Below are 13,349 nucleotides of genomic sequence, written 5' to 3'. Positions count from 1 at the left end.
CTTGCTATTTATTTTTCTTCAATAGCAACTTTTTTTCTTTTAGCTGCTCTTTCACGCTCGTTTTTATCTAGAATTTTTTTACGAAGGCGGATTGAATCCGGAGTTACTTCACAGTACTCGTCATCGTTCAAATATTCCAGAGCTTCCTCAAGGGACATGATTCTTGGTTTTTTCATGGAAGAAGTTTGGTCTTTATTTGCTGAACGCATATTTGTCATTTGTTTCGCTTTAACGATATTAACAGTCAAATCGCTATCACGGTTATGTTCCCCAACGATCATGCCTTCATAAATATCCGTACCTGGCTCAACGAAAATAACACCGCGGTCTTCTACTTGCATAATACCGTATTGCGTTGTTTTTCCTGATTCCATGGATACAAGTACACCTTGGCGTCTTCCGCCGACTTGACCTTGTGCCATTGGTTGATAGCTGTCAAATGAATGGTTCATGATACCATATCCGCGTGTAATCGTTAAGAACTCAGTTGAATAGCCAATAAGTCCGCGAGCTGGGATCGTGAACAGTAAACGAACTTGACCGCTTCCGCTGTTGATCATATCCAATAATTCACCTTTACGGGCTCCCATTGATTCCATGATCGAACCAGTGTGCTCCTCAGGTACGTCGATTTGTACACGTTCAACCGGCTCACAACGGACACCATCAATCAAACGAACGATAACTTCCGGTTTAGAAACTTGCAGTTCATAACCTTCACGTCTCATGTTTTCGATCAGGATGGAAAGGTGAAGCTCCCCACGACCTGAAACAATCCAGACATCCGGAGAATCAGTATTTTCGACTCTTAAGCTGACATCAGTCTGCAATTGGTTTTTCAAACGCTCTTCAATTTTACGAGCTGTGACGAATTTACCTTCACGGCCTGCGAATGGGCTGTTATTTACAAGGAAAGTCATTTGTAATGTTGGCTCATCGATACGTAGAATTGGAAGGGCATCAGGATGTTCAGTCGGACAAACCGTTTCCCCTACGTTAATATCTTCCATACCTGAAACGGCAATTAAATCACCGGCAACGGCTTCTTGGATTTCAACTTTCTTCAAGCCAATATAACCAAAGATTTTCGTTACACGGAATTGTTTAACCTTTCCATCAAGTTTCATTAATGAAACTTGTTGACCTACATGCATTTTACCGCGGAATACACGGCCAACGCCGATACGTCCTACATAATCATTATAGTCAAGTAAAGCCACTTGGAATTGAAGCGGTTCATCTGAGTTATCAATTGGTGCTGGAATCGTTTCGACGATTGTTTCGAAAAGTGGGGTCATGTCTTCTTCTTGTTTAGCAGGATCTGAATCCAAGCTTGCAGTACCAGCGATACCTGAAGTGAAGACAACTGGGAAGTCTAATTGTTCTTCTTCAGCTCCTAGTTCGATGAATAAGTCAATTACTTCATCGACCACTTCATTTGGACGTGCAGAATCTTTATCGATTTTGTTCACGACAACGATTGGCGTGATCTTTTGTTCCAATGCTTTTTTCAACACGAAGCGAGTTTGCGGCATACAGCCTTCATATGCATCAACAACAAGAAGAACGCCATCGACCATTTTCATGATCCGTTCCACTTCACCACCAAAGTCGGCATGACCAGGTGTATCCAAAATATTGATTCTTGTATCTTGGTATTGAACTGCTGTATTTTTCGCAAGAATCGTAATTCCGCGTTCTTTTTCAATCGCATTAGAATCCATCGCACGTTCTTCCACATGTTCATTTTCACGGAAAGTACCAGATTGCTTTAGCAACTGATCCACTAACGTCGTTTTACCATGGTCAACGTGAGCAATGATGGCTATATTACGAATATTTTCTCTTAATTTCAAAAAATTCACTCCTAAAAAAGTTTGTGTAAAACGTATCACTAGTATTAACTTACATATTATATCACAAACATACTAGAAACAAATACAGAAATTATGTACAATAGATATATTAGGGGTGATATTCATGAACATTAAATGGAATTTCTTAATATTAGCGGTATTGGCAACATCATGCATTGGCTCCATTGGCATCTTCATTGCTGAAAAAAGCTTGATTGGAATATTAGCTGCAATCGTTATTCTTTGCGGAATCATGGGGTTCGGTTTCACCCAGAAGAAGAAATTACGTGAAGCCGGGAAGTTATAATATAAAAAACTCGCTGGCAGACAGCGAGTTTTTTTTGTTAATTATTTCTATCCGGGACTTTTATCATGGCCGCAATCAGTCCTTGATACTAACGGCTGGAGTTTCCTGATAAGTATTTGTCAAATACTTCTTTGTGCAGCCCTGGTTTTGATACGAAAAGTGAGTCGCCTTTTAAAAAATCCAATTTGTCACCTTTCATATTACTAACTTCCCCGCCCACTTCCTCGACCAGTAAAACTCCCCCGGCAAAGTCCCAAGGCATGAGTCTCATGGTTATGTATGCATCAATCCTCCCAGCGGCCACGAATGCCAGCTCCAACGCTGCCGAGCCATAAGAACGTGTTCCTCTTGCATCCCGGACCAGCGGTGCCAAAAGACTCGGGTCGATCCTCCGGTTTTCCGTTACCCAGCTTGCATTAATGGAAATGATCGCTTTGCTTACCGATGCATCTTCAAGAGATGAAAGCCTTTGATCATTCAGAAATGCTCCTTGTCCCTTAATCGCATGATATAATTCATCACTAAAGACATCATAAACCATGCCAATCTTTCCGATGCCATCCACATAAACCCCAAGAGAAATCGCAAAATTCCTCTGTTGATGAATGAAGTTCAAAGTTCCATCAATTGGATCGATGATCCACACCGTACCTTTTAGGTCTTTAATATCATTGCCCATTCCCTCTTCACCAAAAATGCGGTGTTCTGGAAAAGCTTCGCCGATTTTTTCGCAAAAAAACTTTTCTATCCCCTTATCCATATTAGTTACCAAATCATTCGGATTCGTTTTCATTTCAATATTCAACTTGGTTTTGAAGGACGCCCTTAGCCTATTACCGGCTTCTTTCATCCATAACTTCGCATATGTATCCATTTCCTTGACCGATGCCATTATAATATCCCCGTCCTTTATGATCAGAAACTACATTAAAATGATCCTCTTTTAAAGATTAAAGCAAATATAGCTTGCCTTCAAGCTTTTAACATCTTAAATTTTCCATTTTTTTAACTGATGAGGAAAGAAGTTTCCTTGACTGCCCATCCATTAATCGTAATCATGATTTAGCCAGCAAGAATATTCTCCTTACTTGACGTTCCCCTTCCTTATTAAAGGGACTCGAGACCAAATGAAATTCCACCTTATATATATTGGACATTTAATGAAAAACGGACACATTATTTTTTAATAAAATAAAGTGTCCGTTATCTATAATAAAATTCCTTGTATTGAAATTGATTCATTTCCTTAATTCATTCTCCTTCAAGGTCTCTGCAGCCAATCATTTACAAGGCTTTCAGTTTCAACAATTCCAAGCGGATTCGTTCTAGTCTTTGCTTGCATTGTGACCTCTTTTGGTCATTCTCTTCACCGATTGCTTCAAAAAGGGTTGCTAATTCATAGTCCATTTCCATTCTTAACACTGCAGCTCTATGTCTTTCAACTTCTTTAGCTTTTAATGCTTGGTTCATGACTTGTTTCATAATTAACATTCTCCCTTCGTTAATTAACGTAATTTTCTGAATTTATATTATCATATGACTTCCTACCTCAAATAGCAACTAATTTGTGTTATAACCTATAAGGAATTTTACATTGCCAACCTGAATCGTATTTTTAAAATTTTACTTTTACTTATGCTACAATATGTGCAGATATTACGGTAGGAGAGATGAAAATGAATATAGCAAGTTTTACAGCAGATGATTTTGATGTTTTTAATATTGATGGATTGGAACCGCGCATGGATGCTTTAAAAGAACGGATCCAGCCTAAATTACAAGCCCTAGGAGAGCACTTTTCTCAAAAGCTCTCAGTTATGACCGGCGATGAAATGCACCCTCACGTTGCAAAGCATGCTAGACGGACAGTGAATCCCCCTAATGATACATGGGTTGCTTTTGCTGCCAATAGCAGAGGTTATAAAATGATGCCGCATTTCCAAATCGGGTTATGGGAAACGCATATGTTCATCTGGTATGCCGTCATTTACGAAGCTCCTAATAAAATGGAAATCGGAAAGCATCTGGAGCAGCAGGCAGACCGATTGGTGAATAGCATTCCCTCCCATTATGTTTGGTCAATGGATCATACAAAACCTGATGTCATCCCTCATGAGGGTCTTGGAGTAGATGATTTGAATTCAATGTTCACCCGTTTGCAAACGGTAAAGAAAGCCGAAATCCTATGCGGTATAAAAATTTCCCGTGATGACGCTATTAAGTTAAAAGATGATGATTTCATTGAAACCATTCAAGATGCGTTTGAACATCTTTTACCCTTATATCAATTAAATTAAACACATTGATTCCTATTCGGATCCAACAATAACTGGATAATATAAAAGGAGAGCCAAAGAGCTCTCCTCAGACTGTAGGCAAACTCGATAATCATTGGGTTTGTCTACAGTTTTTTTAGGTTTTTAATAATTTGACCGTTGCCTCCAGGACTCGCTTTTCCGCCAGAGTCTCGTACACCCGTCCCAATCAACTATGTTTAAATTAGAACTCCTTTTGCCTATAAACTAAGGGCAGCCTGGGAGTCTCTCCATCCCTATTTTTGCACTAAACCTTTGCTTGCTTGAATCAAGTCTCTAATTCGGTCTTCCTTGCCTGTCTCGAAGCATTCGATGATCTTGCTGCCGACAATGACTCCATCGCAGTATTGTATGGCATCACGGATATGTTCTGGAGTCGATATGCCGAACCCGGCAAGAACGGGAACCGGACTTATCTCTTTTACTTTCTTTAAATAGCCTCCAAGTTCTTCTCCGAAGGCATCACGGGCACCTGTGATGCCTTTGACTGTAACTGCGTAGATGAAGCCCTCCGCCCCTGCGGTTATCTCAGTGATGCGCTCTTGCGGAGACGTGAGTGTCACAAGTCGGATAAGAACGATCCCTGCAGTTTTGATTGATGAAAAGATGGCTTCTTCTTCAATCGGTAAATCGGGGATGATGCACCCGGAAATTCCTGCTTGAAGACAGTCAGTCGTAAACTCTTTAAGTCCATAAGCCAGGATTGAATTCGTATATCCCATTAAAATAATGGGGATGTTCACATCATTTTTGATTTCCATTACTTTTTTCAGGACATCTTTTAAAGTTGTTCCATTTTTCAAAGAACGGATTCCAGCTTGTTGGATAACGGGTCCATCAGCGACAGGGTCAGAGAAAGGTATTCCTAGTTCAACGGCAGTCGCCCCGCTGTTTTCAAGGAAAAGAAGCTGGCTCTTTAACCGATCAAGACCTCCATCACCTGCCATGATATATGGTATGAATGCTTTTTCCTGCTTTGTTTGACATTCTTCAAGCGCATTTGTTAATTTATTCATGTTCACTACCCCCCATCAATGATTGGACCGTTTCAACATCCTTATCACCACGGCCGGACAGGCAAATCACCAGTCCTGTTCCTTTCTCCATTTCTTTAGCAAGCTTTAAACCATAGGAAATGGCATGTGAACTTTCTAAAGCGGGGATGATCCCCTCCTCCCTTGACAGCATCGCTAGGGCTTCCAAGGCTTCATCATCGGTTACTGAAGTATATTCCACCCGATTCGTATCTTTTAAGTAACTATGTTCAGGCCCTACCCCTGGATAATCCAGCCCTGCCGAAATAGAATGTGCCTCCTGGATCTGACCGTCCTCGTTCTGCAAAACATACATGAATGCCCCGTGGAGCACCCCAGGTTTCCCTTTCGTCAAACTTGAAGCATGCAACGGTGTATTAAGCCCATGCCCTGCCGCTTCCACTCCGTATAACTTTACCGTTTCGTCCTCAATGAAGGGATAAAACATCCCCATTGCATTACTTCCTCCGCCTATGCATGCAACTATTGCATCCGGCAGGGAATGAACCGCCTCAGAATATTGACGTTTTGTTTCATTCCCTATCACGCTTTGAAAATCACGGACAATAACGGGGAATGGGTGCGGACCAAGAACTGATCCCATTATATAATGGGTGTCATCCACATTAGCCACCCAATATCGTAACGCTTCATTTACTGCATCCTTCAGTGTCCCGCTTCCTTGTGATACAGATATGACTTTGGCTCCCAAAAGCTCCATCCTGAATACATTCAATTTCTGTCTCCTGATATCTTCTTCTCCCATAAAGATAATGCATTCCAACTTCAGCAAAGCACACACAGTCGCCGTTGCAACCCCGTGCTGTCCTGCACCCGTTTCGGCAATCACTTTTTTCTTGCCCATTTTCTGAGTCAGCAAAGCCTGGCCGATCGTATTATTTATTTTGTGGGCTCCAGTATGATTCAAGTCTTCGCGCTTCAGATAAATGTCTGCACCGCCAGCCAGTCTCGTTAAGTTCTCCGCAAAATAAAGAGGGGTTTCCCGACCGATATATTGTTTCAGGTAATAACTTAGCTGCCTTTGGAATTCTGGATCATTTTTAGATTGTTCATATACTTCTTCAAGCTCCGTAATCGCCGCCATTAAAGTTTCTGGAACGAAGCGGCCTCCATATGCTCCAAAATGTCCAGTTTTATCAGGCTGTGTATAAGTATTCATCTATTCATTCCTCTTTTCCGGCTGTATTTTTTGCCTCATTGATAAATGCTTTCATTTTTACAGCATCTTTTAATCCGTTTGTTTCAACACCACTTGCTACGTCAACTGCGAATGGTGAAACGGCATTAATCGCTTTTCCGACATTTTCCGGAGTCAGCCCACCGGCTAGAATTACCTTCTCCAGTGGCAGATCAGCTTTTCGAATCATTTCCCAATCCAAAGTATATCCCTTGCCGGATGCGCTCTTAGGAAGATCGACCAATAGATAATCCGCTGGGTATTCATGCAGGTTTTCAAGGTCTTTCTCTGAATGGATGGCAAAGGCCTTGATCACCGGCAGGGGCATTCTGCGGGCAAAGCTGGCAGACTCGTTACCATGAAGCTGAATATAATCCAATCCCGCAATTTCAGCACTTTTTATCACTTCTTGTTCAGTTTGATTGGCAAACACTCCGACCTTTTTAACATGACCAGCTAGATTCGCTCCGAAATCTCCTACTATCTCCGGCTCAACCTTCCTGCTGCTCTCGGCAAAAATGAAACCAATGAAGTCTGCCCCGGAACTAACAGCAGTCTGAGCAGCTGCCAAAGTCTTTATCCCACAGATTTTCACTAACATATTAATCTCCTTATATACTCATTTGCAGTTCGGCCATCTTGTGCGGAAGATTTGATGCAGTCATGAGTGTCTCCCCGACCAAAACCGCTTTTGCACCAGCATCCTTTACACGCATCACATCTTCTTTTGTTTTGATCCCACTTTCACTGATAATGATATGGCGTTTGGGATCAAGCAACTTTGCCAGTCGTTCCGTTACAGCCAAATCCACTTTGAAGGTCTTTAAATTCCGATTGTTAATCCCTATGAGCTCTGCATTCAGCTCTAGAGCACGTTCCAGTTCGGCTTCATCATGGACTTCCGTCAATACTTCAAGCCCTTTCTTTTTTGCATATTGATATAATTCATGAAGGCGTTCTTTAGAAAGTGCTGCCACAATCAATAGAATGATAGTCGCACCTGCTCGATGGGCCCGATCAATTTGGATTTCATCGATGATGAAATCTTTGCACAACCTGGGAATTTGTATAGCCTCGCTTACGTTTCTCAAATCTGCAATGGATCCTTTAAAGAAAACCTCATCCGTCAATACGGATATCGCTGCAGCTCCGCCACTTTCATATGAAAGGGCCTGCTCGATCGGATTTACATTGATTTTAATGTCCCCCTTTGAAGGGGAAGCCCGTTTTATTTCCGCGATGACCGCCATCGATTTAGCCGTTTTCAAATTTTCCACCAAAGATGGTCTGACTATGTTGATCATGACCGAATCATCTAAGGCACTTTCTTTTAATTTTGCGACTTCCACCTTTTTCTGTTCGATGATTTTCGTTAAGATATTTTCCATTACATGACCACCTTATTTCTATTGCCATAAGCAATCAGATTTTCTAACTTTGCAAGAGCCGATCCGCTATCAATGCTTTCTTTGGCCATGGAGATTCCTTTTTTGATCGTTGCTGCCGTACCATGTGCGTATAATCCCAATCCGGCATTTAATAAAACGGTATCACGATATGCACCTTTTTCCCCTTTGAGAAGCCTAAGCATGATATCGGCATTTTGTTTGGCGTCACCACCACGGATGGCATCATTTCCGTAAACCGGCAGATCCACTTCTTCAGGATGCAGCGTAAATGGGATAATATCTCCTTGCTCCAAAAGGACGAGTGAGTTTTCACCCTGCAGGCTCGCTTCATCCATGAACCCGGCACCATTTATCACGACTGCGCGTTTTCTGCCCAATTTATGCAGGACTTCCGCAAAAAGCTCAAGCATATCGCGTCGATTGATTCCCATTAATTGCGTGTCGAGCTGGACTGGATTTGTCAGGGGACCGATAAGATTAAATATCGTCGGGATTTTCAGTTCTTTTCTCACTTTCATTATCCTTGCAATATTAGGGTGAACAGATGGGGCAAATAAGAATGTGATCCCATTTTCCTCCAACAATTCCTTTAACATGTCAGGCTCCAAGTACAAATTAACGCCTAATGCTTCCAATACATCCGCACTTCCCGTTTTGCTTGAAATGCTGCGATTTCCATGTTTGGCAACCTTGACACCGGCCCCAGCAAGCACGAAGGCCGATGCTGTGCTTATATTGAAGCTTTGTGACCCATCTCCTCCCGTTCCGCAATTATCCATTACATTAAGGGAGCTTGTTTGTACACTTCTTGCTTCTTTTCTCATGACTCTGACAAGGCTTGCTATTTCACCTGCCGTTTCCCCTTTGGCTTTTAAGGCAATGATGAATGCTGCCATCTCGCTTTCGGAGATATCTTTAGAAAATAACGATTGGGCTGCTCTGCTCATCTCTTCTTCCGTCAATGTTTGACGCTCTGCTAACTTCGCTAAATACTCCTTCACCGCTAACTCCCCCAGTCGTTTTTTGTTTTATAGAATGGATTGTTCCTTCTCTGATTGAAAGGTACCGGCAATCTCATAAAATTGATGTAATAATTCCTTGCCGATTTTCGTCCCTATTGATTCAGGGTGGAACTGTAAACCGTAGAGAGGGAATTCCTGATGTTTAAGGGCCATGATTTCCCCATCATCCAGTGCCACTGCCGTCACAGTCAGTTCTTCTGGCAAACTCGCCCTTTCAACCACAAGGGAATGGTAGCGCATTACCGGGAATTGTAAGTCCTGTTTGGCAAAAACACCTGTTCCATCATGTTCGATTACCGATGTTTTTCCATGCATGATTTGTTTCGCCCCAACAACATTCGCTCCAAAAACCGCCCCAATGGCCTGGTGCCCCAAACAAATGCCTAATAGCGGAACCTTCTCATAAAAATTGCGGATGATCTCCATACTGATTCCAGCATCTTCGGGCCTGCCCGGTCCCGGGGAAATGACGATTGCCATTGGATTCAGTTCCTCAATTTCCGCAAGGGTGATTTCGTCATTCCTTTTTACTACGATTTCTTTTTCCACTTCACCTAAATATTGATAAAGGTTGTATGTGAACGAGTCATAGTTATCAATTAATAAAATCATCTAGTGTGAACCTCCATTAAAGCGCGTGCTTTATTTTGTGTTTCTTCATATTCCGTTTTTGGATCTGAATCATATACGATTCCAGCCCCTGCCTGTACATAGGCCTTGCCACCTTTAATGATCATCGTCCGAATAGCTAAAGCCATATCAAGATCCCCTCCAAAACCTATGTAGCCTATCGAGCCCGAATACATCCCCCGTTTACAATTTTCCAGTTCATTGATCAGCTCCATTGCCCTGATTTTAGGAGCACCTGAAACTGTTCCGGCAGGAAGGCAGACCGTCAGTGCATCTAAACTCGTGTACCCTTCCCTAAGCTTTCCGCTAACCTTCGAAGCAATATGCATGACATGCTGATATCTTTGAATTTCCATTTCCTCGGTAAGGTGGATTGAACCGATTTCGCAAACCCTGCCAAGATCATTTCTACCTAAATCAACTAGCATCTTATGCTCGGCAAGTTCCTTCTCATCCATCAGCAGGCTTTTTTCGAAGCCCTTATCTTCTTCATCCGTTTTCCCTCTCGGCCTTGTGCCGGCAATGGGATTAACATGAACCATTCCTGATGAAACACTGATTAAACTTTCTGGAGAAGACCCAATGATTGTATATTCACCAAATTCTATATAAAACATATAAGGAGAGGGGTTGGCTAATCGCAAACGACGATAGGCGTCGAAAGGCTCCCCATCAAAGTCCGCTTTAAACCTTTGTGATAAAACAACTTGGAACACTTCACCAGCTATGATCGCCGATTTAGCTTCAAGGACCATTTTCTCGAATTCATCCTGACTGAAATTCGAATTGAATTCCAAATATTCCGACGATATTTCCTTTGACGGCTTGCTTGCCTGATTTATTTTATCCTTCATTCCCAATAAACTTTTTTCACTATCTTCTTCAGCAGTCAAAAGATGGATCTTCTGCAGAACATGATCGAATATATACAGTTCTTTATAAAAAAGAAAGTGAGCATCAGGCATTTGCAATGAATCAGGAGGAATCGGACCAATATTTTCATAAAGACGAATGATATCATAGCCCATATATCCGATTGCGCCACCGTTAAATGGCGGAAGATGTGTGGGAACCTCTTCTATTTCCACTAATAATTCTTTTTTTAGAAACTCGATGATATTGATGTCCTTAACGATTTGATCACCTGTTTCAATGTCTTTCACATTTACTCGGTCAGCAAGCGATGTCACCTCCAAATAAGGTTTTGAACCTAGATATGAGTAGCGGCCGTTGTCATGATGCGAATTCGAACTTTCCAATAAAAACTTCTGGTCACCATCTAATTTCTGAAATATGGCAATGGGTGTATGGATATCCCCTTCAATTGTATCCATTTTGAAACGGAGTACTTTTTTTTCATCCAAATTATTCATCTCTTGATTCCCTCCCGATTCTTATGCGCTCTTATAATCCCCCGGAGGGAAAACCCTTTTGGCCAAATGACCAGGTCTTCATTTCCTCTGGATATTTTCTTTAAAAGGTATATATATTGAATTCCAATAAAAAAATCCCCTGCAAACACAAATATGTGTCTGCAGAGGACGGTATACCGCGGTGCCACCTCAAGTTGGAAAAATGCATCATTTTTCCCTCTCAAGCAAGAATTGAATTCTTGCGATTACCCTTTAACGGTGGCAGCCGAGTTTCCCTACTTATTTTCAAGAAACCACTCATAAGTCCATTCATCTTCTTATATCGTACCGGTTTCCACCTATTCCGGCTCTCTGTGACGCATCTAAAAAGATTACTACTCTCATTCATAGATTTAATTATCATTTTCAAAAAAAACGCAAAAAGGGCCCTCATCCAAAGGACGAGGAACCCGTGGTACCACCTTAATTAGCTAAATTAGCTCACTTTACGGCATTAACATGCCTATCTCCATTAACGATGAGATAATCGCCAAAGCCTACTCCGTTCATCCGTTTCGGTTTGGGGCTCGGAAGTCCATTCGCTTAATTTCGTTCACCAGTTTTCAGCAACCACTGGCTCTCTGCAGAACATCATTAAGGTACTCTTCTTCGTCACTGCCTTTATCTTTTTCTTGATTATTATGTTAAAACAATCTTTTCAGTAAGTCAATGGAGTTTTCAAAAAATTATATTTTTAATGTTTCATTTTTATCCATTCCCCGTCATCGATTCCTTTTGCCTTCTTAATGACAAGATAGGCTGAATAGGTGCTGACTGACTCGAACTCATCCGTATACTTTTTTTCATCCGCCTTGCCGGGGACTATTTCCTTGAATCTTCGGTAAGCCTTCATGAATTCTTCCTTTTGTATCTTATTTTCATAAGCCTTTTCTACTGCTTCAAAGAATTTAATCACATCTACGATTTCGTCAGTAGACCACTCAAGATCCATTGGATATTGATAATCCATATCCTAAACACGCTCCTTCTAGATAGTTTTTCATGTTGTCCGGCGGACCATGCATCATCAGTCTGCCCATTTTGAACGAATTGCTTCCGCCTGGTCGATAATCCGACTGAATAGTTCAGCAGTCGATGGTACATCATGAATCAGCCCCATCACTTGTCCAGCCCAGGCAAAGCCTTCACCTTCGACACCGTCATGAATATAACGCTGATTCGCTTTTCCACTTATGTATTCCTTCAATTGTTCATATCCGCCGTTTTCTTTTTCAATATCAAGAATCTTATCGGTCCAGCTGTTTGCAATTACCCTGGCTGGTGCACCAATGGACCGCTTGATGATAACGGTATCATTTTCCGTGCCGGAAACCAAGGCATTTTTATATAATTCATGTGCATGAACACACTCCTTGACAGCTATGAAACGTGTTCCCATCTCGATTCCTTCGGCACCAAGCGCCAACGCTGCCATCAAACCTCGTCCATCGCCAAAACCTCCAGACGCGATGACTGGAATTTTAACGGAGTCCACAACTTGAGGAATTAACACGGAGGTTCCAATATCATCACGCCCTAAATGCCCTCCGCCCTCCTGACCAACTACCATCACTGCATCTGCACCAAGCTGTTCAGCCTTCATTGCCTGCCTTCTTGCAGCAACAAGCACCAGTTTTTTCACTTGAGTGCCTTTAACGTAATCAAGAAAAGGGCCAGGGTTGCCGCCGGTTACGGAAACAGCTGCAATTCCCTCTTTCAAGGCTGCTTCAAGCATGTGTTCATAAGGCCTCCCATGCTGGCCGATCGCAAAGTTCACACCAAACGGTTTATCCGTCAATGATTTTGTTTTTCTTATTTCTTCTATCAGCTGCTCCGGAGTGTCCAAGGACATGGCCGTCACCTGCCCTAGCCCGCCTGCATTCGACACTGCCGCAGCCAGGTCGGCATATGCTAAATGGGCCAATCCCCCCTGTATAATTGGGTATTGAATACCTAACAAATCGGTCACACGCGTTTCCCACTTCAAACTCCTCATCTCCCTTTTCATTTGCTGGATTGTTTATTTAGCTGAATCCAAATCATTAGCTTCATTATGGCAAATATTGTTTACCCGTTCAATTTTTAACTCACACATACAATATAAAAAAAGAAGAATTCTTGAGTAAATCAAGTTAATACTAGAAAAATGGATATTTATAAACTGCT

Annotated in this window: 14 protein-coding genes and 2 other annotated features; of the genes, 2 read left to right on the top strand and 12 right to left on the bottom strand. The window is 41.9% G+C overall.

The window, feature by feature from the left end; translation table 11 throughout:
* Positions 1-8: 8 nt before the first annotated feature.
* Entirely contained in the window at positions 9-1,856 is a 1,848-nt protein-coding gene (gene typA, locus AC2YHV_RS09125) for a translational GTPase TypA (RefSeq protein ID WP_106027281.1), read from the bottom strand.
* A gap of 124 nt (positions 1,857-1,980) precedes the next feature.
* Between typA and AC2YHV_RS09120 the strand changes: the two genes are divergently transcribed.
* Entirely contained in the window at positions 1,981-2,163 is a 183-nt protein-coding gene (locus tag AC2YHV_RS09120) for a YlaF family protein (protein ID WP_057278468.1), read from the top strand.
* Positions 2,164-2,251: 88 nt separating this feature from the next.
* Here the strand turns inward: AC2YHV_RS09120 and AC2YHV_RS09115 are convergent, their stop codons facing one another.
* Positions 2,252-3,055, bottom strand: a complete 804-nt coding sequence (locus tag AC2YHV_RS09115) for an inositol monophosphatase family protein (RefSeq protein ID WP_487373071.1) — start codon at positions 3,053-3,055, stop codon at positions 2,252-2,254.
* Between the two features lie 392 nt (positions 3,056-3,447).
* Entirely contained in the window at positions 3,448-3,645 is a 198-nt protein-coding gene (locus tag AC2YHV_RS09110; RefSeq protein WP_034314018.1) for a hypothetical protein, read from the bottom strand.
* 194 nt (positions 3,646-3,839) lie between these two features.
* On the opposite strand from AC2YHV_RS09110, the gene AC2YHV_RS09105 reads away from it, so the two are divergent.
* Positions 3,840-4,460, top strand: coding sequence for a YktB family protein (locus AC2YHV_RS09105; RefSeq protein ID WP_487373070.1), 621 nt, complete (start codon positions 3,840-3,842; stop codon positions 4,458-4,460).
* 254 nt (positions 4,461-4,714) lie between these two features.
* Here the strand turns inward: AC2YHV_RS09105 and trpA are convergent, their stop codons facing one another.
* The 9 genes from trpA to AC2YHV_RS09060 form a co-directional block, all read right to left on the bottom strand.
* Positions 4,715-5,494 (bottom strand): tryptophan synthase subunit alpha, encoded by a 780-nt coding sequence (gene trpA, locus AC2YHV_RS09100; RefSeq protein ID WP_057279034.1) that lies wholly within the window; start codon positions 5,492-5,494, stop codon positions 4,715-4,717.
* A complete protein-coding gene (gene trpB, locus AC2YHV_RS09095; protein WP_063576935.1) occupies positions 5,487-6,692 on the bottom strand; it encodes a tryptophan synthase subunit beta in 1,206 nt (401 codons plus the stop codon). Before trpB ends, trpA begins: the two co-directional genes overlap by 8 nt.
* Positions 6,693-6,696: 4 nt before the next feature.
* Positions 6,697-7,311 carry a phosphoribosylanthranilate isomerase gene (locus AC2YHV_RS09090; RefSeq protein ID WP_487373069.1) on the bottom strand — a complete coding sequence of 205 codons (615 nt, stop codon included), beginning with the start codon at positions 7,309-7,311 and terminating at the stop codon, positions 6,697-6,699.
* 10 nt (positions 7,312-7,321) lie between these two features.
* On the bottom strand, positions 7,322-8,098 hold the full coding sequence (gene trpC / locus AC2YHV_RS09085) for an indole-3-glycerol phosphate synthase TrpC (protein WP_487373068.1): 777 nt from the start codon (positions 8,096-8,098) through the stop codon (positions 7,322-7,324).
* On the bottom strand, positions 8,098-9,120 hold the full coding sequence (gene trpD, locus AC2YHV_RS09080; RefSeq protein ID WP_048687068.1) for an anthranilate phosphoribosyltransferase: 1,023 nt from the start codon (positions 9,118-9,120) through the stop codon (positions 8,098-8,100). The genes trpC and trpD overlap by 1 nt, the downstream gene beginning before the upstream one ends.
* 27 nt (positions 9,121-9,147) lie before the next feature.
* Positions 9,148-9,753 carry an anthranilate synthase component II gene (locus AC2YHV_RS09075; protein WP_063576936.1) on the bottom strand — a complete coding sequence of 202 codons (606 nt, stop codon included), beginning with the start codon at positions 9,751-9,753 and terminating at the stop codon, positions 9,148-9,150.
* A complete protein-coding gene (gene trpE, locus AC2YHV_RS09070) occupies positions 9,750-11,144 on the bottom strand; it encodes an anthranilate synthase component I (RefSeq protein ID WP_187050711.1) in 1,395 nt (464 codons plus the stop codon). The genes AC2YHV_RS09075 and trpE overlap by 4 nt, the downstream gene beginning before the upstream one ends.
* A 161-nt stretch (positions 11,145-11,305) precedes the next feature.
* Positions 11,306-11,541: a binding site (T-box leader), on the bottom strand.
* A 36-nt stretch (positions 11,542-11,577) separates the two neighbouring features.
* Positions 11,578-11,808 (bottom strand) — a binding site (T-box leader).
* 69 nt (positions 11,809-11,877) lie between these two features.
* Positions 11,878-12,153 carry a UPF0223 family protein gene (locus AC2YHV_RS09065; protein ID WP_487373067.1) on the bottom strand — a complete coding sequence of 92 codons (276 nt, stop codon included), beginning with the start codon at positions 12,151-12,153 and terminating at the stop codon, positions 11,878-11,880.
* 57 nt (positions 12,154-12,210) lie between these two features.
* Positions 12,211-13,170, bottom strand: a complete 960-nt coding sequence (locus tag AC2YHV_RS09060; protein WP_063576938.1) for an NAD(P)H-dependent flavin oxidoreductase — start codon at positions 13,168-13,170, stop codon at positions 12,211-12,213.
* Positions 13,171-13,349: the final 179 nt, after the last annotated feature.

This window comes from Peribacillus sp. SRI_006 (assembly GCF_057586375.1).
This window is presented reverse-complemented; position numbering and strand designations above follow the sequence as displayed.

Coding starts and splice junctions, on each gene's coding strand:
- AC2YHV_RS09110 (WP_034314018.1), bottom strand. CDS start 3,645: ATGAAACAAGTCATGAACCAAGCATTAAAAGCTAAAGAAGTTGAAAGA.
- AC2YHV_RS09075 (WP_063576936.1), bottom strand. CDS start 9,753: ATGATTTTATTAATTGATAACTATGACTCGTTCACATACAACCTTTAT.
- AC2YHV_RS09115 (WP_487373071.1), bottom strand. CDS start 3,055: ATGGCATCGGTCAAGGAAATGGATACATATGCGAAGTTATGGATGAAA.
- AC2YHV_RS09090 (WP_487373069.1), bottom strand. CDS start 7,311: ATGTTAGTGAAAATCTGTGGGATAAAGACTTTGGCAGCTGCTCAGACT.
- trpA (WP_057279034.1), bottom strand. CDS start 5,494: ATGAATAAATTAACAAATGCGCTTGAAGAATGTCAAACAAAGCAGGAA.
- AC2YHV_RS09105 (WP_487373070.1), top strand. CDS start 3,840: ATGAATATAGCAAGTTTTACAGCAGATGATTTTGATGTTTTTAATATT.
- trpB (WP_063576935.1), bottom strand. CDS start 6,692: ATGAATACTTATACACAGCCTGATAAAACTGGACATTTTGGAGCATAT.
- trpC (WP_487373068.1), bottom strand. CDS start 8,098: ATGGAAAATATCTTAACGAAAATCATCGAACAGAAAAAGGTGGAAGTC.
- AC2YHV_RS09065 (WP_487373067.1), bottom strand. CDS start 12,153: ATGGATTATCAATATCCAATGGATCTTGAGTGGTCTACTGACGAAATC.
- AC2YHV_RS09120 (WP_057278468.1), top strand. CDS start 1,981: ATGAACATTAAATGGAATTTCTTAATATTAGCGGTATTGGCAACATCA.
- trpE (WP_187050711.1), bottom strand. CDS start 11,144: ATGAATAATTTGGATGAAAAAAAAGTACTCCGTTTCAAAATGGATACA.